Here is a 21,577-nt window from a genome sequence, read left to right as displayed (position 1 = left end):
ACTCCCGCCCCTTCCAGGCCGGTACCGGGCCGTCATCTTCAGAGCGTCATTCGTGGAACTGTTCAAGGCCTCCACTGGGAAATCTCGCCTATTCCCCTGACATGCCACGCACCGCCAAAAGGCCCCCGCCTGCGTGGCATTTTATTCCCATGGCGTCTCAAGTGGTTTATTCCAATCCCGCAAAATTCAGTACATCATGCAGTACATCGAACAATCACAACCAAGGATGTACTGGTGGCACTGACTGACACAGCAGCACGGCAAGCCAAGCCAAAGGAGAAGGCATACACCCTGGCCGACAGCCTCGGACTCACTCTCTACGTGGCCCCGTCCGGGGTGAAGAGCTGGCATTTCAGGTTCACCTGGCTGAACAAGCAGGCGCGAATCTCCCTTGGCGTGTACCCCGATGTCGGCCTGAAGGAGGCCAGGCAGCGCCGAGACGAGGCCCGGGAGGAAGTTGCATCAGGACGAGACCCAAGGGAGTCGCGCCGAGCGGCGAAGGCATCCGTGGCGGAGGCGCAGGAGCGAACATTCAAGCGGGTCTATGAGGAGTGGACGGCATTCCGCCAGGCCGACGGCGCTAGGAACAAGAAGGGGAAGCTTTCGCCAGGCACCTTGAAGGGCATCCGCATCGCCATGGATAACGACGTTCTGCCAAGCCTCGGCAGGCTCAACATCCGGGCCATCACAAGGGCCGATGTCATCTCGATCATCCGGCGAATAGAGAGACGAGGCGCAATTACTTCCTCGGTCAAGACCAGACAGTGGATGGGCCAGATCTTCCGCTACGCCATAGCGACAGGCGATTTGGATGCGGACCCTACAGCGGAAATGCACGAGGTCACGGAGAAGGCAGGCACCTACAACCACCGGCCATTCGTCGACGCCTCATCGCTCTGCGACGTGATGAACGCCATTCGCGTGGCTCCGCTCTCCATGTCGGCCAGAGGCGCGCTCATGCTCATGATCTACACCGCCTGCCGGCCTGGCGAGGCGAGGCTGGCCCAGTGGGAAGACGTCGATCTCGAGGCTGCCACATGGACGATTCCTGCCGACCGGATGAAGATGCGCAGGGATCACGTGATGCCTCTGCCAGCGCAGGCGATTGAGCTGATCAAGGGCATGATGCCGCTCTCCGCTGGCGGCCAGTTCGTTTTCCCGGGCGCATGGAGCAGCCAGAAGCCCATCGGCGTCAACTACGCGACAGATGCTATGGCATCGGCCGGATTGCGCGGCAAGCAGTCGCCACATGGGTTCAGGCACATGTTCTCAACGGAGATGAATGGCCGCGGCTTCAACCGGGATTGGATCGAAAGGCAGCTTGCTCATGCAGATCCCAGCGTGATCCGCGACACCTACAACCATGCGACCTACCTTGAGCAGCGGCGCGCCATGATGCAGGAATGGGCGGACCTGGTTGATCAGGGCAGCCACTGAGCTTCCAGCTTCCGCTTCAGCGCCCGGTTACTCGGGCGCGTCACCCTGGCGGCATTCCTGAACAGGTCGACGCCTGCTTGAACTGCCGCGATCTCCTCCGGCGTGCCGCCAAGAACCTGCATCCCAACGTAGAGCAGGCTGTCACAGCGCACCCTTGCAATAGGGCTTGGCCTACCATCAACCGTCAGCGACAGGTACTCGCACAGCTGGTCGTGCATCACGTAGGCCTGCCCGAACTTACCCCATGGCGGGATGATGCCGTGCATGACTCGGGGGATGCTGCCGCCGTCTGTGAGGATTCCAGTAGGCACCGCGGCCCACTGGCGGTCGCTGAGCATCAGGCGAAACGGAGTCAGGATGCGCCAGTGGTCGGCGCCGAGGACTTCGCTGGCTTCACGATCGTATCGCGTGTCGAGAGGCGCGTCGAAGTGGGGGAAGGTCATGCCATGGCATCCATGGCCCTGGCGTAGTTCTCGCTCCAGCGCCGGCGTAGCTCGGCTTTCTCCTGGTCGTCGCCGCGGCTGTATGCGCCAGGGCGCCAGGTGCGCAGGTACAGCTGCCAGCCGGCCTCAACCTCGCCGGGCGCCGGCAGAGCCAGAGGGTCAGCCCAGAGCAGCAGCCTGGCAAACCCCGCGGCCAGGATGTCGTCATGCTCGAGTCGTGCGTGCACAAGCTCAGCAACAGGGCGGACGCCGCGCGCATCGCACAACGTGACGGCATGTTGTCGCGTGCTCTTGTGGCGCAGGACACCATTCACGCCGCCGCCCTGCTCGAACTGCCAGAGCCCCCTTGCCGGGCCGGTCGGCCACTGCCGGCGGCGCTGCTTTGGGTCTTCCTGAAGGGTTGTGGCGAGCAGCTGCAACTCTGCAGGCCGCCCGGTCATCTTCACCGGCAGAATGGTCATGGCCGGGATGATCACCGTCAACCGCAGATCGTGCAGGGTCATTTCGTCACCTTCGGCTGATGGATGAGGCGCGCCAGCAGGGCGCAGATGGCCAGGCCGGCGTTCACCTTGAGGTAGAGCTCTGGCGGGAGGATCTGCTGCAGGTACTCCGAGGCCTCGCGCAGGCCGCCAAGGATGGTGATCAGCGCGATCAGCTGAACGCTGACCAGCTTCCAGGCGTTTCGCCAGTACGGGACGAGCTTCACTTGCTGCTCCGGATCGCGCGCTGGTTGTAGTCGATGAGCCGCTCCATCTTCTTGCCGAGGTCCATGTAGTCCTCGCGGGCCTGGCGCTTGATGGCATCAATTTCCGCGTCCTGGCGCGCATCAGTACGCCGCTGGTTGTCGAGCAACTGGGTAAGAGCCGATGTCTGTACGTTTGTATTGGCCTCCAACAGAGCGATCCGCTTTTCCATGTCGAACGAGAATTTGAGGGCGCCAAGCAGAAGCACAACGGTCGTAAGGATGTGACTAATGGAGACCGATTTATCCAGATGCCAATGCCTGCGCCCTTCAGTTTGTTCGCTCATACCAATCCTTATGTTGTTGCGCGGCTCTCAATAAGCGCTAAGCCTTGCGGTTCGCGCTGTCGATGGTTACGGTCAGCGACACCGCTGCGCCAATTGCAGCCGTCACGTTTTCCAAAAGATTGCACCCGACGATCTGGTGATTATCGTTCTGCAGGAAGACTCCATATCCCTTGTTGCCGTTGGCGCGCAGACCGGTAATGCTGCCGGAGCCGGCCTCAAGCTGGATGCCGTTGCGCTCTCCGGCCAGCATAGCCACGCCGTTGAGGCGGTAAGAGCCACCAGTGACGGTCAGACGCGGGCATTGCGACACCAGGCCGGACCAGCTGTTACCGATGGCGTTGCATCCAGTAAGAATGACTTCCTGCTGGTTGGCGGTGATGTTGAAACCACGCCCTTGGTTAGTTGCTGGCGTGCCGCTGTCTACGCCGCACGGCAGCGTGCCACATATTTCTGAGAAAACATCCGCCAGCATGTGCGTAGACACTCCGTAGGTGTCCATGTGGATGCCGTGGCGCCCTTCCTCGCCGACGAATGCGCCGCGCACCCTGATGGCGTTGATAGGACAGCTTGAAAGGCCGATCCACGCGATGCCGTCAATCTTATTGCCGTAGGTGCTGACGCTAACCAGGTCGCCCATGCTGGCGCCGGAAGGACCTGCCACGGTCTGGAACTTCATCCCGCAACCGTTGTTGCGCTGGCTGATGCCCTTGAAGAAAGTCCACTGCATAGCGCCGATGGTCGCGGTTCCCTCGACGTGAATACCATCGTCGTAGTTGTTGTCGACCAGATAATTCGACACGAACGAATAGGAGGTAGGGCCGAGGTTTAGGCCTCGCCAGTGCCTGAACACCTCGACGTCGTCAATGTGAGCAAGCTGCACATAGCCGTTGCAGTGAATACCATTTTTGCCGGAAGAGGTCCCGTAGTTGCCGAGAGGCCTGGTTAGGCGCAAGCTCTTGACAGACCAGTACTCGGCGTTAGCGGCAACAACGATAGAGTTACCGGGAGTGACTGAATTAATTATCGTTGCAGACCTGCCAGCACCGTACAGTCTGTGGCCGGTACCGATGTTGATGTTGGTGGAGATGCGAAACGTGCCGGCTGGAACAAACGCATACCCAAGCGCAGAGGTCGATGCGTTGATGGCCGGGCCAGCGTCGGTCGTGTCGTCAGCCTTGGCGCCGAACTGCTTGATAGATACCTCGCCAGTAACTGCCATCTTCCATCGACCGCCGTCTGCGGCCACGATAACGGTTCCGCCGTTGTCCGCCGTCGATGTATCCGCAGCATCCAGGCTGTATGCGCCGCCTCCACCATCGCCGGCCTGGTAGTAGCCAAGCACAAACGCATGCCTTGAGGCGCTTCCAGACAAGAGCAAACGCAGCTCTGCGATTGATCCAACAACCTGGCCGCTTCTTGCCACAAGAGCGACCCCCTTTGCGGGGTCCAACTCGTTGGCGAGATCCATCCGAAGCGCTGTAGAGCTATCGGCCGCCGGCAAGTAAACGCTGGGGTTCCCATAGCCATCGAACGACAGAAGCTTATTCGCCCTATCGGCGGCGGACGGCATCGCAGGGATTGATTCTGGGAAAGGCGCGCGAACCGCCCCAAACACGAATGAATTCAGCCCCTGAAGCGCCATCCATATCCGGTCATAGTCGAAGTTGACCGTGCTGGATAGGAAGTCTCCTAGCTCTTGGTAATCGACGCTCCGCTCCAGCGGGATGTCGCGCAGAAGCAAGAGCGAGCCGCTGGGGGCGCTGGAGAATGTGATGCTGGAAGTGTCATTGCCAAGGCCGGTTATGACATACCCGGAAGTAATCGGAGTTCCGTCGAGTTGGACGGACAGGTCACTCTCAAGGATCAGCTTGAAGGGTATGGTGAAGGTGACCGCTATTCCGTTCGCAGCATAGGTGATGTACGGCTGCTGCTGGGGGACTGCCATGACGTAGGCCTCGCTGTTGATGCGGGCCTAGTAGTCGACTTGCACCTCGTGCACGCCCGCGCTTGGGCGCCAATCGTCGCGCCGGTGCTCGGTCGGTTTCCCGACTATTCGCCCAATCCTGACGGGGGTCTGCTGGATCGCGCCGGCGCCGGAATCGAGGTAATCATCGGGCTGGTCGCGCAGTGCCGGGTTGAAGTCTCGCATCTGGTCCCACAGCGGGCCGCGTAGCACGTCGACGTGGGCCCAGAGGAACTGGGAGGACAGCGCCGGCTCGAAGGCATCAAGGATTCGCTCCTGCTTGTTGCGCACGCTGAATTCCTCGCGCACCGCGCAGCCCGTGCCCTTCAGGGCCTGGCGCAGGATGTTCGGCACGAACCCGCCAGGCCCGTTCACCTCGACGGTGACGCACGGGATTTGCAGCTTCACTACCAGGTCGCGCACCTGCATGACCTGCCCGCCGATGATCCGATCGCGCGCGTCGAACTCCGCCAGCTCGCCGACCAATCCCTCGCAGGCGTGCCAGTACAGCTGGCCGCGCTGGTCGGTCAGCATCAGGGAGAAGGCCGACGCATCCGACTTGGTCTTCCCCAGCGAGCAGTCCCAGTACGCCACGGCGCCGACAATCTGCGTGCTGCCGAGGAACATGCCGACCGCCCCGTTAGCCGTGCGGACCTCGGGCTGCAGGTTGTACGGGCGGATGCGCTCGGGGTTCAGGCGGACCTCGGTAACCGGCTTGCTGTGCAGCTGGTACTGGCTGTCCCACTCGTTGATCGTGCGGGTTTCGCGCCGGCGCTTCTCAAGTTCCGCGGCGTCAAACCGCTTCGGCCAGGCCTGGCCGGCGTAGCAATCCACCAGCACCCCGGGCGGCGATGAGAAAGCGATACCGGTCTTGGTCTTCAGGTAGTCGATGCCATCGATCAGCAGGCGAGAGTGCTTGCCGATCCCAGCGAATACCACCTCGGGAACGAATGGCACGTCGTAGGCCGTCTGCGTGGCGGCCTCGATGCGGTGCTCCTGGCCGAACATGCGGATCGTCAGGCAGTCGGCGCCCATGCTCTCGACCTCGTCGTACAGGCTGTCGTGGGTGTGCGGGGTGCCGATGAACAACTTCGAGCCGCCGGGCACCAGGATGTGCGTTTGCTCGCCCAGGCGGTAGCGCAGCTTCTCGCGCGCCTCTGGGGTGCCGATGTTCCTCGGAACCTCGACGTCGTCGTTCTGGCACTCGTCCGCCCGGGCAGACGTCACGTTCGAGAGGATGCCCTTGGCGAACATGGAGGCGTTACGGAAGTCCTCTGCCCCTTCCACCCACCACTGTTCGACCGTGCCCTGGTTGGCCGGCAGCAAGTGGCGGGTCAGCGGGTGATTGCGAATGACGTTCTGCGTGTCGCGGCTGGTCTTGTACGCCGTCGGGTCGGACTCGGACTGGTGCAGGATGCGGAACGCCGGGTTCTTGTAGTAGCGCCAGGCGTTGTAGATGGCCAGCAGGGTGGACTTGCCGAATCCCCGGAAGCACCGCAGCACGGCGAGATTGCCCTTGGCCTCCAGCCACACCAGGGCCTGAACATGGATGTCCGGCACATCCCAGCGCATCCGCTTCGCCCAAATGAGGAAGAAGACCAGCAGGGAGACCTTGGGCTCAGTGGACATTCGACTGGGCCCGCTCGAGCATGGCCGCCGCTTCTTTCTCCGCCTGGCGGATCTCCCGGTCAAGGTCGCCCTCGTCCTTGCCGTTGCCGGCGGTTGGCTTGCCATGCGTCTCCAGCATGCCCTGGACCTTGGTCAGCAGCGACACGGTGGACACGGCCAGCTTCCGGCACCAGTACGCGTCCCCCCTCTCCTCCTGGCTCATGTCCGCCGGAGCCTTGCCGGCAGCCGTCCAGAGCTTCGGGTCGGCATCAAGCAGAGCCGTCTCCATCAGCTCATCGCGCAGTTCGCTCAGTCGCACTCGTTGGTCTTCGCGCATCATCGGCCTCCCAGTACCGCGCCAAGGTCAGGCGCCCGCTCGGGCGCCGTGTCGCCGGGGCTCCACCAGAACGACTGGTTGAACTCCTTCCGCGCCCTCCGCTCGATCCGCTTCAGGTAGCCGGGCGAGAAGAATTCCTGCAACTGGTTGAAGATCAGGTGATCCGTCGCGGCCTTGGTGTACCAGAGGTTCGCGCCTGGCAGGTGGGACTTGATGAAGCGCACCAGCTTCCCGCCGGTCTGGTTCACCTCGCCGGCGGCGGCGTTGTCCTTGAGCTGATACAGCGCTTCGATGTCGCCGGCGATAGGGCCGCCGATGGCCGCCAGCGGGGACGCCCCTCCCTGCGACTGGTCGGAGAATAGGTAGTCGCCGTAGAGGCCAAGAGCGCCACCTTTCAGCATCGAGGCGATACCGAAACGCAGCCCAGGAACCCCAAGGGTGCCGTCGTCAGTGACGTCCTTCGGGTCGCGCCCCGCAGCCAACTCTCCTATCTGGATGGCCATGCCGCCAAAAATTGTGGTGGTAGCCATCAAAGCACTGATGTATTTGGCCTTGCCCCAGCCAGGCTGAGCCATGGCACGCGCCCAGTGGCGCATGATCATGGACACGCTGAAGGACTTGAACTGCCAGAACGATCGAACAATCTCACCACCCGGAGTTCCCCGCCGCCACGGCCCTTGCATCAAGCTACGTTCGCGCGCGCCAGGCTCGATGATTGCCATGCTTGTCTCGTCCAAGACTGTTCCCAGTAGCTTGGTGGCAGCCTGGTCACGCAGGCGTTGAGGCGTGATCCCTTCCTGCTGGGCGATGCCGCGCAGTTGCTCGTCGGTGAGCTTGTAGATGCTGCCGGCGGTGAGGACGGTGTCGCCAGTGCCGCGCCAGTCCTCGGGTTGAGCCAGGCGCCAGACCTGCCAATCCGTCTCGGTGACTCCCCTCCCCTCCAGGCGGGATCGGTCGGCAGCATCCATCGCCGCCATGGAGTCGTAGCGCCGCGACATGTCGCCGAGCACGTCCATGTAGGTGGCGCTGAAAGCTCTCTGAACCCCTGAGGTGAGGGCATTCATTCCGCTGACCTGCATTATCTTGCTGGCGGCGGTCTGCGACCACTTTGCAGCCCTGCCAGAAATAGCCTCAGTCGTGCCCAGGCCGTCGGCGCCGAACCGATTCAGGCTGCCGATCAGTTGGTTCAGGCCCAGGCCGGCGCGCATGGCCAGGCGACGGTCGGCTGCGTTGGCCGGGTTGAGCATGCGCAGCTCATTGGCGAAGACCTTCATCACCGGCATACCGTTGATAGCTGCGGTCAGCCCGAGCGTGCCCTGGTCGGTGACCGATGTCAGAACAGCAGAGCCCAGGCGGGATGCCACGTTCAGGGCGCGGTAAGTGTCGAAGCCGTTGGCGACGGCAGACGATGCTGGCGGAGGCCTTGTCCCAGCCACCTCTTCATACAGGCTCTCGATCCTCTCACGCCGGCGCGCAATGCGCTCAGCCACTTTCTTGGCAGAGCCAGTCCCTGTGGCTTTTTCGGTCTGCTCCTTCTGGGCGATGTCGAGGAAGTAGCGCATGGCGTGGTTCGGGTTCGGCCCCATGGCCTCAACCAGGGCGATGTCACGAGAGGCGCCGTCGATGTGGCCTACCAGCAGTTCCAGCAGGTTGCGCTCGCCGTACTTCTCTTGGGCGGCGATGAAGGCCTCGGCGTTGGCGTAGTGGATCTGGCGGGACTCGTTGCCGCGGTTCGCCCGGGCGGCGCCTACCGGTGCGCGGCCAGGCTCCAGCTTGTTGATGCCGCCGGTGGCTATGGTCTTCCAGGCGTGCTGGAGGAATTCGGTCAGTTCGGCGTCGCTCATCTGTGAGCCGTCTTCCTTGACGTACTTCGACCGGTCGGCCCATTGCACATGGTCGCCGACCCAGTCGTTCATGCTGCGAGCTACCTTGACCTGGCTGTGATCGCGCGGCATGGCCCAGTCTTCGAGGAAGCCGACGTCGCCGCCGGCGCGGTTGAACCGCGTGCGCAGGGATTCGGCCACCTCCCGGAAAGCCTTGGCCGCCACCTTGGCCGCCGGCACGCCGCTGTCCTCGCCGTGGAGTTCGCGCACCAGCGCCAGGTTCCCGGCCTTGTCCTGCAGCAGGCCCAGGAACTTGCCCTTGGTCAGGTCGATGACGTCGAGCATGCGGGACAGGGATTCGTCGCGGATGGCGCGGGTGGCCGACTCGATGGACTGGATGCCGCTCTTGCCATCGGCGGAGAAGGCCAGCATGCGGTCAAGCCCTTCGAGCGGGCGATCCGGGAAGCGAGCCATGTAGCTGGTGATCCGGTCGTGGGCCATGATCGTCAGGGCTACGCGCTTCTTCTTCAGCTGCTTCTCGGCGACCAGCTCATCGGCGGACTTCTTCGCCGCCTCGGACATGCGCTCGGCGATGCTCTTGCTCTGCCAGTCGGCATCGGTGCGGGCCAACTGGCGCATATTGCGGCGCAGGCGGTCCTCGATGCCCTTCAGCTCTTCTTGGGTCAGGGATCGGCCAATCGCTTGTGCGACGGCCTGGGCGCATTCTGGGCGCATCAGACTTCACCTCGTTGCAGGAAGCAGGCGGCGGCAGCAGCGAAGCCCCGGGACTCCTGCTGCGCGGCTTGGATTTCGGCGTCGCTCTCGGCCAGCAGTTCGCGGGCGGACACGGTGACCGGGTTGCCGTCAGCATCGATGGCGCCGGTTGGCAGCTGGATGTCGTCGACGCGGGCCATGATCTCGTCGGCTACGGCGATTTCCGGGTCGGCAGCTGCGCCGCTGCCAGGCTGGCGTGCCTCTGGAGCGGCGCCGCTACCACCCTTGGCCGGCTGTGGAGCGCCTTCAGAACCGGCAGAGGCTGGCGCACCTCCCTGTTGCTCGCCAGCTTTCACCGCTCGCGCGGGGATCTCCAGCGGCACCGGTTCGACGCGCGGCTCCAGGCGGTCGATCTCGTCGAGCAGGCGGGTGATTTCCTGCTGGGCCGCCTGCCGCAGATTGAACTGGCGGTTGCCCTCTGCCACCTGACCGGCAAGCGGTTTGCGCTGGAATCCCTGCTCGATCTTCGCGGCACGCTCGGTAACCCTCTGCTGGAACTGGTCGGGAAGCTGGCCACGGTCGATGGCGGCAAGGTCGTCACGCGCCTGCTCGGCGGAGTGGTTGGCATCGAGTGCACCGTTGATCTCCTGCTGCCGGGATTGGAGCTGGGCGCGCTCTGCGTCGATGGCCTGGCGGGCCTGGCTCTCGGCCTGCTTGCGGCTCATGCCCTGGCCCTGGAACTCCTTGGCTCGGCCCTTGAAGGTAGCGTCGAGGTCGTCCAGGGTGCGCTGGATTCCGGACAACTCGGTACGCAGATCCTTGACGTTGGGCGCGGCGCCGGCGGCCTGCCGCTCCAGTTCGGCGCGAATTGCCGGCAGCTCCTCGCGCAGGGCTGTCGCCTCGATCTCGGTGCGCAGCGGGACGACGGCGGGCGCCTCCTCAGCGGTGCGCAGGAACTCAGCGGAGTGGATGCTCTCCGGCAGGCGGACAGGTTCGCCTCGGCTGATCTGGTCAACGGCCAGGCGCAGGGCTTCCTGATGGGTGATCGCCGCCTTCGGCGTGGCCGGAGCGCCTGGGGCGGTATCGGTCAGCTCGTGCTGGACAAGGCGCTCGGTCAGCGCAGCGTCGACCTGCTGAGTGGTGGGCCTGCGCAGCGCGGCGCGCCCGATGCCGAAGAACGCTGCACCAAGGATCACGTCGGTGGCCAGGGCGGTGCGGTCGAATGCCTGGTACTGCGCCGCCTGCGCGGTGTACCCATTGGCCTCCAGCAGCGCAGAGGTGCCGGCCCGGCTGGCGATGCCAAGCCCCGTGTTCGCGCCAACGGCGATGGCCAGGTCGCCGAGCAGCGGCTTGACGAACTTCGCCGCCGGCAGCACTGCCCCGACGCCGATCGTGCCGGCGTCAATCAATCCCTTCAGGCTGGCCGTGGTCTCATCGATACCTTCGGCCATGGCGACTTGCTTGCCGGAGTAGCCCGCCGGCGCGCCGGCAGCCACAGCACCAGCAACCGGCCCGCCGACCAATGCCGCGGCGACAGTGCGCGGCAGGATCGCGCCAGCCTCGTTAAGGATCTGGCCCGCCATGCCGGTTGTGGCCGGGTCGGGGCGCAGAAGTTGGACCGCCTGCGCAGTGCGCTGGCCGATCTCCTTCGCCGCCTGGTCAGTCTCCTCCTCCACGCGCCGGCGCTGCTCGTCTGCCCCCTGGCCATCCAGCACCATCCCGCTGAGGCCGAGGCTCATGGCCTGGTCTGCGCCGGCGGCCTGGGTCAGCAGGGACTGGCCGGCGTTGATGCCCTCAACGCCGCCGCGGATCAGGCCGGAGCCAAGCGCGTCGAGAGAGCCAGCGAAGAATCCGGGCTCTGGAAGGTTGGCGTTGAAGTTCAGCCGCTGATTCTGGCTGTCGATCTCCGCCTGGTCGAGGTTGCTGTCGAACCAGCTCATTGGATGATCACCACCATCGGCTCATTGGTCTTCGGGTTCAGCTGCGGGCCGGTACCGTTCAGCAGGTAGTAGGAGCCAGCGCTGCCTGGCGCCTTCATGAGCGGCATGTCCTCCAGTTGATCAATGGAGATGCCGGAACCTTCCGCCAGGCCCTGGAGCTGCTTGTCCACGGCGTCATCGAAGTCGCGGTCGCTCATGCCGTATGGCTTGATCACCTTGGCGCCGCCGCGCTCGCCAACGCCGCCGGTGGCAAGCAGTGCAGTCTCTTCGGCAAGGCTACGGTCCATCCCGCCCAGTGACGCGTCCTCGGCAGAGATGCCACGTGACTGTGCCAGGCCGGCATAGATGGCCCGGTAGGCGCCAAATGCCTGTTCTCGCTGAGGAGTCCCGACCGGGATCGATGCGCCAACCGCATCATCGAACGCGACGCGCATCTCCTTCTCAGACGGCAGCTGGTACGACTTGTCCTTCAGCACCTTCGAGCCAGTGAGGATGGTCTGCGCGACGTTGACTGACTGGCCAGTCTTGGCGTCCGGCGGGCCCTTCAGGTCGTTGTGCTGCGCCAGGCCGGCGAGCATCAGGTTGGGATCATCGGCGGCGATCGCGGTCAGGGCGCCTTTGTAGGCCTGGCTCGTCGGCGCTGCGGCGGATAGCGTGCCAAGCACCTGGAGCTTGGTGTTGTCGTCCATCTGCGGGATGGCCGCCTTCAGCAGCTCGGCCTCCTGCGGCAGGAATGGGACCAGCTGCACGTCAGGCCCGAACTGTTGGCGTACCGCGGCGACGGTGTCGAAGCGCTCGCTGAGCTGGGCCAGAAGACTGGCCTGGCCGTCGGGCGTGGCGATGCCTTCAAGCTTCAGCGGCTCCACCTGGGTGCCGGTGCGCATGGCGCTGAAGACCAGCGGCTCCTCGCGGGCGCGCTTGATGTTCTCGGTGATCGCGGTCTCAAGCCGGTTGAGATTCGTGGCCTGCGCAACCGACCCGCCCTCGGTGGCGAGCTGCGTGCGCTGGTTCTGGATGAATGCCTGTTGCTGGTCGAGCGGCAGGCGGAGAACCTGCTGCACCTGGTTCATCTGCTCGATCCGGTCGTTGTACTCGCCGGCGAAGGATGTGCCGGCCAGGCTGGCCTGCCATGCCTGTTGCTCTGCCGGGCTCGGCGGAATGCCGGTGGCGGCCTGCTTGTCCATCTGCGCCAGGGTGCGCATGGCCTTCATGTCTCGAGCCATGGCCTGCTGCTGCTGATGGGCCTGCACCTGGTAGATGCGCCCAGTGACGGTGTTCAGCAGCTGATTGCGTTTGTCCGGGCTCAGGTTGCGGGCGTAGATGCTGTCGGCAGAGGTCAGGTCGGTGCGGATCTGCTCCAACTCGCCAAGCCCATCACGGGCGCCGATCACGCGCTGGGTGGCCTGGGTTGCCCAGTTCTCGTCCTTGAAGGCCTGCTTCATGGCGTCCCACTTCTCGCCGTAGCCCATGCGACCGACGAGGTCGATGTCTTCGACGTCCATGCGGGCATTGATCTGGCTGATGTCTGCGCCCGGCAGCGCAGCGTCCTTCCCGAGCATGTCCATGCGCGACGCAATGTCAGCCTTGGCGGAGTCAACACGGGCGTTGAGGGTGGCCGCGCGAATACGGTCCAGGCCGCCAACCTGCAGACGCTTCAGGGAGTTCGCCAACTCGCCCTGGCCTACAGGATCAAGTCCTGTGACCTGTAGCGGATCAAGTTTCGACGCGGCGGCGTTGTAGGCCTCCTCGCCCTTGTCCCACTCCAGCTGACCGGTGCGCATCTTCTCCTCAATGTCCGAGGAGATGGCCTTGAGCTGCGACTCGCGGTCGATGATGGCATTCGACGCCTTCACCCGGGCCAGGGCCTGGTTCTCGCGGTTCTGACGGTCGAGGATATCGCTGCCGACGTTCATCGCCGTGGCGGCCACCTGCTGCAAGCCGCGCGTCGAGTCGGGGCCGGTGACAACACGACCTTGTTCGGGGGTCGGCACCACATTGGGGGCAGCGAACCTGCCCAGTGGGATCTGTGCCATTACGCCGTGCCTCCTACGCTGCTGCGCCAGCCGCTATATGCTTGGGAGCCAGACGAGATCAGGGTGCTTGCTGCCTGCATGTTGGCGCTGCTCCTGGCCTGCGCACCGGCAAGGCGGTAGTTCGATGCGTCGGTATTGAGGCGCTGGGCCCTGTTTGCGCCGCCGAAGATCGTCATGGACGCATCCTCCTCGGCGTTCTGCGTGATCTCGCGGTTGATGTTGATCGGCGTTCCCTCGCCTATGTCAACGCCGGAGGCGGCCAGGGCGGCATTCGCCTCGCTGTTCTGCAGGCGGGCCAGCTTGCGGATGCGTTCGGCCTGCACCACGGCAGCGGAGCGCTCAGTCTGGGCGTCGAGCGCGGCCTGCTCAGCCTGGGCGTTCGCGTTGGCCTGAGCCTGCTTGCCGGACTGGACGGACGAGTAAACGGATACCGCCGTTGCCGCAGCCAGGGCGGCATATGCGGCAGCTCCTGCTGCTCCTACTGCCATGATCAAAGCTCCTTCACGAACATAGGGCCGAAGAACGAGAAGCCGAGGGCCTCATAGAGCCTGGTAGTGCCCTCGACATGGAGCGCAGTGCCAATGCCCATGTGCACACGAACTGCGCCCATGGCCTTGGCCCACGCCTCGAACGCGCGCAGCAGCTTGATGGCGATGTAGCCGTTCCGGTGCGCAGGCTCCACGAAGATGCTGTAGTCGTAGGCCACCAGCTCGCTGCTGAACCATTCATCGGTCAGGCCTCCAGCCAGGCCGCCCACCACAAGTCCATCCTTCTCGGACACGAACACCACGCCGCCGCGGTCATCGATCAGATGGCCCAGGAATCTGGCGGCCTTCTCCGGCTCGAAGCTGACCTTGGCGTAGCTGCTGATGCCGTGCAGCAAGGTTCCCAGTTCGATCAGCCGAGGGATGTCGTCGTGAGTGGCGGTCCTGATCATGGCGACCTCAGTCGTTAAAGGTGAATTTCTTGATGACGCTGAGCAATTGGAAAGGCAGGGGCTGGTCCTGCTCGATAGTCAGCTGGGCGCGCCCGACATCCCAGCCAAGGGTTTCTATGCGGTGGTCGCCCGTGAATGGCTGTATAGGCTGGTCAAGCACATCGGATCCGAAGTTACGGAATGCGATAGTCTGCCCGCTCACCTTGCAGCCGATGGTATCGAGGAAGCGCAGGGTTACCTCGCTGATGCGCATCCTGTTTCCCTGGGCCGTACCGGTGCTGCCGGCTACTTCCGGGGTAAGGGTCTTGACTGTCGTCTTGTAGTGAAGCCCGATCTGCAAAGCTTTGGCGGTGCGCGGCAAGGTGACAGAGCCGCCTGTAACAGTGGCTTGCTGCATCGGCACGCCGTCGGCCACGATGTCGACAAGCTCCCCCTCGAGATGGTCTAGCCCGGTCCAGGTTGCCTGGCCTGATGGGCTGCTCAGAGCAAGGCCGCAATCAACGTTGACGCCGCCGGTGAATCGCTCAACGTAACGCCTCTCGACGCCGTCGATGTTGCGCTTGACAATGCACCAAACCTGCTCGCCATCGACGGTAGGGATTGCCGCAACAGACTCGAATGCGCCGTCAGTGGTCTGGCGCGCCCATCCGATCACATCCTGGTCGCGGTCAACGGTGAGGGTGGCGATCACTCCGTCATTGCGCACCAGGAACAGGATCGACTCAGGCTCTTGCTGGTACGCCATGTCAGCGACGCCGCTCTCGGTGATGTGCTCGGACAGCACAGACATATCCGGAGCGCCGTAGGCGTCCGAGTCGTAGCGGTAGGCCATGGCCCGCAGCTTTCGGTCTGATCGCTGGATGAAATAGAGCTCGTTGCCGATCCGAACCGGCTTGACGCGGCTGCACCCGTAAGTGCTCTGGTTCTTCACCTGGATATTGGTCGGGGTGATGGGCTTTTCCACGCCGCCCAACAGGGAGAACTCGCCGCCATAGGTCAGCGCAACCAGGGCCTTGATCTGCGCCATGTGGCTGATGGGGTTGATCTGGTCGGACGAAACCGTGAACGACATGGCGGCGTCATCAGCGGTCCCCAGCTCGAAGTTCAGCGACTCGCCGGTCTTGCTCATCCAGATGGTTTGCGGGTATCCGGTGGAGCCCGCGCAGACCAGGCGCTGCTCGTGCAGGGTTCCGGTGCCCGGGTATCCGTCCGTAGCGTTCCAGACGGCAGACTCCAGCGACCAGGCGTTGGCCGGCGACGCGACGGCGGCAGACAGCGCGGTACGTATGTTCCCGGACACCACTGTGTCAGTGGAATAGGACGTGATCTCGACCAGGCCGCTATTGATGCGAACGAACTTGCCGACGTCGTCGGTGCGCCAGCCGGCAGCGCTCAGGGTCAGCGTGATGTTCGCCCCTACAGGGTCTTTCGCAGACGGGGTGCACTGGGCCTGCGGCGAGTTCTTGATGGCCCAGTTCGACGTGCTCCCAGACGCGAACGCGACGGTCACGTCTGCATAAACGGAGGTTGCCGAGATGAACCCGGTGATCTTGGCCACACCGGCGCCAGACCAGACCTCGCGCCCAACATCAGAGGCCTTGAACGCATTCACCGCAGAGGTGAGAGTCCGCACAGTGCCAATGGCCGGGTTTGAGATGCTCAGGCTTGTGGAGAACCGAATGCCGATCTCGTCGAACGGCGTCACCACGAACGGCGCCGGCGACAGGCTCCACTCGGTGTTGCTCACCCTGCGCAGGCGGTACACCGGCACGGACGGGTGAAAGATGAACATCGTGTCGGCGCCCTGGACGTAGTCGATGTCAAACAACATCGCCTCCGTGTACGGGCTCACGACCTCAACCGGTGTACCACTTACCTTGATCTGCGTCCCGTCAGGGTTATAGAACCGCACATACAGGTCGCCGAACTCCATCATGAACGCCTGCGACTTGTTGAACACGTAGGGGATCAGGCGGGAGCGCTTGGCCGATGTCTTGGTCTCGGAGGAGAACAGCGTGCCGCTACGCCGGAATGCGCCGCCGTGCACGACAGGCCAGCAGTTCTCCATGACCTCTGCGCCGTTCTGGTAGCGGGCGATGTCCACGCGCCCCTTCATCCTCGGCGATATCTCGCCGGCGGTGAAGTTGGTCTGAATCAGGGTCAGGCGCGGCATTACCAGCCACCCCCCATCCTGGCAGCCAGCAGACGCTCGTCACCCATGGTCTCCGGCGGCTCCTCCTGACCATCAACGGCCTTGGCCACGCGAAGCGCCATCTGGAATTCCTGCATGCGCGACTGCTCCATGCTGGCCGACTGAGTGACCGAGTAGGCCAGTCGCGCCGCCATAGCGAGGGTTGCCAGGCTAACCAGGGATGAGTCCCAGGTGCTTTCGTCCTGGTTCTTGAAGACGTAGCGCAGGTCGATTGCAGCTTCGTCGCACAGGATCGATCGGCCCTCGACCTTGTAGTCGATCTGATAGTTGCGGCTGGTGACTTCCATGATTCGGATGCAGTCGGATGGCATCTGGAATGCGTATGCCAGACCGAACGCCGGGGCAGTGGCATTTGGAGCCAGTCGGATGCGCTTGACGCAGCAGTTCCACGGGTGCGCACGGATCAGGTCATCGCGCACTGTCGGGTAGAGGTTCGAGCAGAGTTTCGCCCGGTCGATGTTGTCCGAGTCGGTGAACGAGTTGATCGTCTGGGCGCCAAGCATCAGCAGGGCGTTAGAGCAGATGGATACGCCAGTGGCCATGGGTCGCTCCGTACAAAGAAACCGGGGCGCAGGGCCCCGGCTGAATCACATGCATGACGATCAGTTGCCGTCGACGTACTGGACCTTGAGGGCGATGGTGCCGGCGGATGCAGCGGCGGCGGTCAGGGTGACCGCCACGTCGTACCACTTGCCCGGGTCGGCAGCGAGGCCGAGGGCCTGCCACAGCTGCTTCTCCACGTCGGCCAGGCCGAAACCGGCGCCAGCGTCAGCGGGGTCCGCTTCGTGGGTGATGTCGGTGTTCACCTGGGCAGTGGCCAGCGACACGGCAGAGCCGAAGAAGTCAGCGTCCACCACCGCGCCGGCGTTCACCGATGCGATGTCGTAGATGCCGATATCGCCCGCGCAGGTGGTGATCGCGTCGCTGGACAGCAGCACGCGCGAGATGCGGTCACCGGAGTTGACGCGCGCCAGGCGGTAGGTGGAACCGATGGAATCGCCGTTCGCAGCCTCGGCGAAACCGACGCGCTCGCGCAGACGGCCACCGGAGATGCGCTGGGAGATGTTGGATTGCGGGAAGGCATCGCCTGCAGTCACCGCAGTGGATTTCACGTTTACAACGGCCATGATGTTCTCCTGTGTCCGTTATGAGGAGCGAGCCTGTTACGGCTCGTTCACTGCGATTTCGACGACCTTCTCTTCCTCAACGCGCACGGAGCCAATCGACATCTTGGCGTAGACGCGAACGTTGAAGCCCTTACCAGGGTCCTCGCCGACCTTGGTGGTGATCTCCTTGCCCTTGCCCAGCACGACGCCGGACTTGGCGAAGGCGTAGAGGTAGCGAGTGGTGGACGCCTTCGGGCAGCGCTCGGAGGGGATCCAGTTGAAGCCCATCCACTTGCCCTTGAGGGTGCCGGACTGGAGCATCTGGCCGGCCAGGAAGTCGGCACTGGTCAGGGTGGTGTCGGCCAGGATGTCGGCCAGGGCGGTGGCGCTGTACACCATGTACAGCTCTTCGCCGGCCTCTTCGTCCGCCTCGTTGGCGCGGAAGATCTTCTTGGCCTGGATGATCTTGGCCTTGGTCAGGCCAGTGCCGCCGACAGCGATCTTCTGCGAGGAAGGGAGGATGATGCCGCCGGAAGTGGCGCGAGCACTGCCGCCCAGGGACGAGATGATCACGTCATCCTTGGCGCGGTTCAGGCCGGCGACCATGGCGTTGACGTACTCGGAGGTCGGATCGACCAGCATGCGGATCTTGTCCTGATCGTCGACCATGTCGCCGTCTTCCCAGTCGTAGAGGTCCACGAACCGGGTGCTGTGCGGTTGATCGTTGATCGGGGTGTCGCCGTGGCGGCTGGTTCGGCGCTGGGCGGTACGCTGGCCGAGACGGTTGATCGACTTGGACATGCCCACGATGTTGGGCTCGATGGTGACGCAGGACTCCAGGCGGCTCATCTTCTGCTGAGCGACGTGCTTGAAGTTGTCAGCGAACTGCTGAACGAACGCTTCGGTAATCTGCTGGGACATGGTCTCTGCTCCAATGCAATGAGGTCAGTTGCCTGCAGGGTGTCCGGGTGTCCGGGCCTGAAAGTCCTGGCTTGCATCGGCGCTGCAGCCTCGGGGCATTGCCGGGTATCTGCGCGCCACCGCAGGCCGGCCCATTGCTGGGATGCCTGCGATGATCACTGGAGGATTTGGTCGGTTTCCCGACTATTTGAAGCGGGAGTTCTTGTCGTAGCGGGCCGAGTACAGGGCGTCCAGCTGTTGCTGGATGGTGACGCGCTTCGGATCGTGGGCCGGCAGGTCTTGCAGCTGCTGGCGAAGTTCGGAGGTCTTCACGGCGAAGTCGGCGCTGTCGACCGGAGCGCCCTGGCTCGGCGACACGTCTTCACGCATCTCGCGCCCAATGTTGGCCATGAAGGCGATGAAGTCGGGGTCGTTGCCGAACTTGGCCTCGAGCGCTGCCGCGGTGCCGAGACCGCTTGGGTTGGCGAATCCGACCAGGCCACGGTGAGACGCCTGCAGGTTGGCGGTGAACTCCTGGTCGGACTTCCACGCCTCGCGCAGCTGTGAGGTTGCCTCCTCGGCGGTGACTTGGGCATTGCCAGCCAGCAGCTGAGGGGCCACGTTCTTGACGAAGTGATCGACGGCGAACTCGACCTGAGCGTTGGTCATGCCCTTGGCGTGCGCGCCCTTCAGGAACGACTGGGTCACCTCGTCGGCCTTGAACTCGTCCCAGTTGAAGTCAGCGATATCGATCTTGGGCGCGTACTCCTCGAACGACTTGGGCGGGGCATCACCGGAGCCCATGCGGGTCTCCAGGTGCTTGTACGACTCGGCCAGCTTGCGGCTGGACTGCTCCAGGTCAAGCTTGCCGTCGGCGCCGGTGACGCGGTACTTCTCGGGAATGAAGTCCTGGTTGGCGCCCTGGCTCAGGACGGAGCCCTGTGGCTCCTGGGTGCCTTCTTGCTGGCCGCCGCCATCGCCGCCATCGGTGGCTGCATCCATCAGGTAATGGCCAAGCATGCGGTGGATGAAGTGGTTCATGCGTCTTCCTCTTCGGTGACATGTGCGCCGTTGGCGCGGTCGATGCGGAGCAGGATGTGGTCCAGCACCTCACGGTTGCCGGCCTGGATGTAGGTCTTCAGGATCGCGTCGATCCCGCCGACCGTGACGGCGTTGCGGGCGAAGCGATTGATCAGGATCTCCAGGGCGATCCGGCCCTCGTGGTGATCCTCGAATACGCGCTTGAACAGCTCGTCCTGCTGCTCGTTGGTGAGTTCGGTCATTGCTGTCCTGCCTGCTTGGCGCCAACTTGCATGGCCTGCTGCTGCATCTGCATCTGCTGTTGCTGCTCAAGGACTGCCTGCTGGTCCTGTTCGCGCTGCTTGCGGATCTGCTCGACGCTGGCCTTGCTGCGGATCACGGAGCTGGGCACGCCAAGCGCCTCACCACGGAAGCGCGCAGCCTCGTCGAGGTCGACGTTGTCCATGGCTGTAGGAGCCTGGCCGGCCTGCGCCTGGGCCGCCGCTGCCGCCGCACAGCCGGCGACGTACTGATCGATGGCCGTGACCTCTTCTAGCTTCTGCGAGCGGGCCAGAGGACTGACGTAGCGGACGCTGTAGTTGCGGCCTGCCAGCGACTCGGGGGCCTCACCCAGAACGCCGGCGCGGTAGGCGATCCCGAAGCAGCGAGTGACCAGGGGTTGCAGGTACTCGGCTTGCAGGCGCCCATACACCGGGCCCAGCAGCTGGCGAATCAGCGCGACGCGGACGTGCACCTCGGTCGCGGTCATGGCCGGGCCGTCCTGGGCCTGGAGCTGGTCGGCCATCAGGATCTTGCGGATGCTTGCCCGGAGCGAATTCATCTTCTCCTGGCTGTACTGGAAGTTCGCACCGGACTGTAGCGGCTTCATCGAGTCGACGGAGTTGGCCACGATGATCTTGCGCGGGCCGACCTTCACGGTGCGCGGGTTCAGCACGCCGTCGTCCTCGGCGATCCACATGCCGGCGATGGCCAGGTCACCGGCGGCCAGGTCCATGCGGGCCAACTCGTTGAGCGTGCGGGCGTCAGGCAGCGCATCCATGACGGGGCCGACTGCGTACACGCTGTCCGGGATCAGCATCCAGCGCGGCACCACGACAGGCATCTCGTGGTATCCGGACTCGCGGACGATCTTCTTCGCCTCGACCTCAACGGTGCACGATGCGATTGGCAGGTTCTTGGCCAGCCTGGCGCCGACCACGTAGGTGCTGCGCGGGTAGATGGACCGGACGAAGCAGACCATCTCGGAAGGCTTCTCCATGGCCAACTTGCGGGTGTTCTCGCTGACGTTGTCCTCGCCGAACTCGTTGACGGCCTGCTCGGCGGTCAGCTTGAACTCGCGATAGACGGTGTCGATCATCCCGCCGGCGGTGGACGCGGCGCAGTACACGCCAGAGATCGGCCACAGCTCGAACTTGTAGCCGCCCTTCTCCCGGTCCTCGTCGATGTAGAGCGCGAACCAACCCACGTCCACAACGTCGATCAGGCCCTCGAAGCCGGCGCTGTCGAAGTTGCTGCCGTGGATGTTCTCCCAGATGACGCGGGACACATCATCCAGCCAGCGGCGCTCGTCCTCGCTCTCCTGGCCTACGTCCAGGCCGAACCACAGGGAGTTGGCCGGGGTCATGCCGCCCATGATCGCGGAGGCCAGCACGCGGGCCGCCTCGGTGGTGGTGGAGTCGATCAGCCTGGCCTTTCGGCGCAGCGCCTCGTCGGCGGTCATGATGTCGGAGTAGAACCCCGAGCCACGGATTGGGTGGGTGTAGTCGTAGCAATCCCGCCAGACCTGCTCGTGCGGGTTGCGCAGCGACTTCAGCGTGCTCAGCTGCTTGACGATCTGGTCGGCGGAAAGGGTCATGATCCGAGGGTGCTCTTGCCTTGGGAGATCACGGACTGACCAGCAGCGCCGCCAGAGGACAGCAGACTGGAACCGCGGCGGCGCACCTTGTTGGCGGCGGCCTCTTCGTTGGCCTTGCGGGCGGCCTCCTCGGCTGCCTTCTGGGCCTCGATCTGCGGGTCAGGCTGCTGGACGGTCTTGGGCTTCTTCGATCCCATGG

Annotated in this window: 21 protein-coding genes; 1 reads left to right on the top strand and 20 read right to left on the bottom strand. The window is 64.0% G+C overall.

Annotated elements, in window-relative coordinates; genetic code table 11:
- Nucleotides 1–234: 234 nt before the first annotated feature.
- A complete protein-coding gene (locus PHLH3_RS10710; protein WP_213629183.1) occupies nt 235–1,437 on the top strand; it encodes an integrase arm-type DNA-binding domain-containing protein in 1,203 nt (400 codons plus the stop codon).
- On the opposite strand, the gene PHLH3_RS10705 is transcribed toward PHLH3_RS10710, so the two are convergent.
- From PHLH3_RS10705 to PHLH3_RS10610, 20 genes are all read right to left on the bottom strand, one after another.
- Nucleotides 1,422–1,880 (bottom strand): DUF1353 domain-containing protein, encoded by a 459-nt coding sequence (locus tag PHLH3_RS10705; RefSeq protein WP_213629182.1) that lies wholly within the window; start codon nt 1,878–1,880, stop codon nt 1,422–1,424. The two genes, PHLH3_RS10710 and PHLH3_RS10705, sit on opposite strands and share 16 nt — an antisense overlap.
- Nucleotides 1,877–2,383, bottom strand: a complete 507-nt coding sequence (locus PHLH3_RS10700; RefSeq protein ID WP_213629181.1) for a hypothetical protein — start codon at nt 2,381–2,383, stop codon at nt 1,877–1,879. Before PHLH3_RS10700 ends, PHLH3_RS10705 begins: the two co-directional genes overlap by 4 nt.
- Nucleotides 2,380–2,586: a hypothetical protein gene (locus PHLH3_RS10695; protein WP_213629180.1), complete on the bottom strand. Its 207-nt coding sequence runs from the start codon at nt 2,584–2,586 to the stop codon at nt 2,380–2,382. The genes PHLH3_RS10700 and PHLH3_RS10695 overlap by 4 nt, the downstream gene beginning before the upstream one ends.
- Nucleotides 2,583–2,909, bottom strand: a complete 327-nt coding sequence (locus PHLH3_RS10690; protein WP_213629179.1) for a hypothetical protein — start codon at nt 2,907–2,909, stop codon at nt 2,583–2,585. The genes PHLH3_RS10695 and PHLH3_RS10690 overlap by 4 nt, the downstream gene beginning before the upstream one ends.
- A gap of 37 nt (nt 2,910–2,946) precedes the next feature.
- Complete coding sequence (locus PHLH3_RS10685; RefSeq protein ID WP_213629178.1) at nt 2,947–4,854, bottom strand: glycosyl hydrolase family 28-related protein; 1,908 nt, start codon at nt 4,852–4,854, stop codon at nt 2,947–2,949.
- A gap of 27 nt (nt 4,855–4,881) precedes the next feature.
- Nucleotides 4,882–6,501, bottom strand: coding sequence for a phage terminase large subunit (terL, locus tag PHLH3_RS10680; protein ID WP_213629177.1), 1,620 nt, complete (start codon nt 6,499–6,501; stop codon nt 4,882–4,884).
- Nucleotides 6,491–6,817, bottom strand: coding sequence for a hypothetical protein (locus PHLH3_RS10675; RefSeq protein ID WP_213629176.1), 327 nt, complete (start codon nt 6,815–6,817; stop codon nt 6,491–6,493). The genes terL and PHLH3_RS10675 overlap by 11 nt, the downstream gene beginning before the upstream one ends.
- Nucleotides 6,817–9,375 (bottom strand): hypothetical protein, encoded by a 2,559-nt coding sequence (locus PHLH3_RS10670; RefSeq protein WP_213629175.1) that lies wholly within the window; start codon nt 9,373–9,375, stop codon nt 6,817–6,819. The genes PHLH3_RS10675 and PHLH3_RS10670 overlap by 1 nt, the downstream gene beginning before the upstream one ends.
- On the bottom strand, nt 9,375–11,294 hold the full coding sequence (locus PHLH3_RS10665) for a hypothetical protein (RefSeq protein WP_213629174.1): 1,920 nt from the start codon (nt 11,292–11,294) through the stop codon (nt 9,375–9,377). Before PHLH3_RS10665 ends, PHLH3_RS10670 begins: the two co-directional genes overlap by 1 nt.
- Nucleotides 11,291–13,327 (bottom strand): hypothetical protein, encoded by a 2,037-nt coding sequence (locus PHLH3_RS10660; RefSeq protein WP_213629173.1) that lies wholly within the window; start codon nt 13,325–13,327, stop codon nt 11,291–11,293. Before PHLH3_RS10660 ends, PHLH3_RS10665 begins: the two co-directional genes overlap by 4 nt.
- Nucleotides 13,327–13,815 carry a hypothetical protein gene (locus tag PHLH3_RS10655; protein WP_213629172.1) on the bottom strand — a complete coding sequence of 163 codons (489 nt, stop codon included), beginning with the start codon at nt 13,813–13,815 and terminating at the stop codon, nt 13,327–13,329. Before PHLH3_RS10655 ends, PHLH3_RS10660 begins: the two co-directional genes overlap by 1 nt.
- Before the next feature lie 2 nt (nt 13,816–13,817).
- Nucleotides 13,818–14,264: a GNAT family N-acetyltransferase gene (locus PHLH3_RS10650; protein WP_213629171.1), complete on the bottom strand. Its 447-nt coding sequence runs from the start codon at nt 14,262–14,264 to the stop codon at nt 13,818–13,820.
- Nucleotides 14,265–14,271: 7 nt separating this feature from the next.
- Complete coding sequence (locus tag PHLH3_RS10645; protein ID WP_213629170.1) at nt 14,272–16,437, bottom strand: hypothetical protein; 2,166 nt, start codon at nt 16,435–16,437, stop codon at nt 14,272–14,274.
- Nucleotides 16,437–17,018 (bottom strand): hypothetical protein, encoded by a 582-nt coding sequence (locus tag PHLH3_RS10640; RefSeq protein ID WP_213629169.1) that lies wholly within the window; start codon nt 17,016–17,018, stop codon nt 16,437–16,439. The genes PHLH3_RS10645 and PHLH3_RS10640 overlap by 1 nt, the downstream gene beginning before the upstream one ends.
- Nucleotides 17,019–17,078: 60 nt before the next feature.
- Complete coding sequence (locus PHLH3_RS10635; protein WP_213629168.1) at nt 17,079–17,603, bottom strand: hypothetical protein; 525 nt, start codon at nt 17,601–17,603, stop codon at nt 17,079–17,081.
- Between the two features lie 36 nt (nt 17,604–17,639).
- Nucleotides 17,640–18,503, bottom strand: coding sequence for a phage capsid protein (locus PHLH3_RS10630; RefSeq protein ID WP_213629167.1), 864 nt, complete (start codon nt 18,501–18,503; stop codon nt 17,640–17,642).
- A 183-nt stretch (nt 18,504–18,686) separates the two neighbouring features.
- A complete protein-coding gene (locus tag PHLH3_RS10625; protein WP_213629166.1) occupies nt 18,687–19,523 on the bottom strand; it encodes a hypothetical protein in 837 nt (278 codons plus the stop codon).
- A complete protein-coding gene (locus tag PHLH3_RS10620) occupies nt 19,520–19,765 on the bottom strand; it encodes a hypothetical protein (RefSeq protein ID WP_213629165.1) in 246 nt (81 codons plus the stop codon). The genes PHLH3_RS10625 and PHLH3_RS10620 overlap by 4 nt, the downstream gene beginning before the upstream one ends.
- Nucleotides 19,762–21,378: a portal protein gene (locus PHLH3_RS10615; RefSeq protein WP_213629164.1), complete on the bottom strand. Its 1,617-nt coding sequence runs from the start codon at nt 21,376–21,378 to the stop codon at nt 19,762–19,764. The genes PHLH3_RS10620 and PHLH3_RS10615 overlap by 4 nt, the downstream gene beginning before the upstream one ends.
- Nucleotides 21,375–21,575 (bottom strand): hypothetical protein, encoded by a 201-nt coding sequence (locus tag PHLH3_RS10610; protein ID WP_213629163.1) that lies wholly within the window; start codon nt 21,573–21,575, stop codon nt 21,375–21,377. Before PHLH3_RS10610 ends, PHLH3_RS10615 begins: the two co-directional genes overlap by 4 nt.
- Between the last annotated feature and the right edge of the window lie 2 nt (nt 21,576–21,577).

The sequence above is a fragment of the Pseudomonas sp. Pc102 genome (assembly GCF_018408275.1).
GTDB classification, from domain to species: Bacteria; Pseudomonadota; Gammaproteobacteria; order Pseudomonadales; family Pseudomonadaceae; genus Metapseudomonas; species Metapseudomonas tohonis.
The sequence above is the reverse complement of the archived record's forward strand: the minus strand, read 5'-3'. Positions and strand labels throughout refer to the sequence as shown.

Excerpts from the sequence above, each read along its gene's own strand:
- PHLH3_RS10705 (WP_213629182.1), bottom strand. The coding sequence starts at position 1,880 with ATGACCTTCCCCCACTTCGACGCGCCTCTCGACACGCGATACGATCGT.
- PHLH3_RS10700 (WP_213629181.1), bottom strand. The coding sequence starts at position 2,383 with ATGACCCTGCACGATCTGCGGTTGACGGTGATCATCCCGGCCATGACC.
- PHLH3_RS10690 (WP_213629179.1), bottom strand. The coding sequence starts at position 2,909 with ATGAGCGAACAAACTGAAGGGCGCAGGCATTGGCATCTGGATAAATCG.
- PHLH3_RS10685 (WP_213629178.1), bottom strand. The coding sequence starts at position 4,854 with ATGGCAGTCCCCCAGCAGCAGCCGTACATCACCTATGCTGCGAACGGA.
- terL (WP_213629177.1), bottom strand. The coding sequence starts at position 6,501 with ATGTCCACTGAGCCCAAGGTCTCCCTGCTGGTCTTCTTCCTCATTTGG.
- PHLH3_RS10675 (WP_213629176.1), bottom strand. The coding sequence starts at position 6,817 with ATGCGCGAAGACCAACGAGTGCGACTGAGCGAACTGCGCGATGAGCTG.
- PHLH3_RS10670 (WP_213629175.1), bottom strand. The coding sequence starts at position 9,375 with ATGCGCCCAGAATGCGCCCAGGCCGTCGCACAAGCGATTGGCCGATCC.
- PHLH3_RS10665 (WP_213629174.1), bottom strand. The coding sequence starts at position 11,294 with ATGAGCTGGTTCGACAGCAACCTCGACCAGGCGGAGATCGACAGCCAG.
- PHLH3_RS10660 (WP_213629173.1), bottom strand. The coding sequence starts at position 13,327 with ATGGCACAGATCCCACTGGGCAGGTTCGCTGCCCCCAATGTGGTGCCG.
- PHLH3_RS10655 (WP_213629172.1), bottom strand. The coding sequence starts at position 13,815 with ATGGCAGTAGGAGCAGCAGGAGCTGCCGCATATGCCGCCCTGGCTGCG.
- PHLH3_RS10650 (WP_213629171.1), bottom strand. The coding sequence starts at position 14,264 with ATGATCAGGACCGCCACTCACGACGACATCCCTCGGCTGATCGAACTG.
- PHLH3_RS10645 (WP_213629170.1), bottom strand. The coding sequence starts at position 16,437 with ATGCCGCGCCTGACCCTGATTCAGACCAACTTCACCGCCGGCGAGATA.
- PHLH3_RS10640 (WP_213629169.1), bottom strand. The coding sequence starts at position 17,018 with ATGGCCACTGGCGTATCCATCTGCTCTAACGCCCTGCTGATGCTTGGC.
- PHLH3_RS10635 (WP_213629168.1), bottom strand. The coding sequence starts at position 17,603 with ATGGCCGTTGTAAACGTGAAATCCACTGCGGTGACTGCAGGCGATGCC.
- PHLH3_RS10630 (WP_213629167.1), bottom strand. The coding sequence starts at position 18,503 with ATGTCCCAGCAGATTACCGAAGCGTTCGTTCAGCAGTTCGCTGACAAC.
- PHLH3_RS10625 (WP_213629166.1), bottom strand. The coding sequence starts at position 19,523 with ATGAACCACTTCATCCACCGCATGCTTGGCCATTACCTGATGGATGCA.
- PHLH3_RS10620 (WP_213629165.1), bottom strand. The coding sequence starts at position 19,765 with ATGACCGAACTCACCAACGAGCAGCAGGACGAGCTGTTCAAGCGCGTA.
- PHLH3_RS10615 (WP_213629164.1), bottom strand. The coding sequence starts at position 21,378 with ATGACCCTTTCCGCCGACCAGATCGTCAAGCAGCTGAGCACGCTGAAG.
- PHLH3_RS10610 (WP_213629163.1), bottom strand. The coding sequence starts at position 21,575 with ATGGGATCGAAGAAGCCCAAGACCGTCCAGCAGCCTGACCCGCAGATC.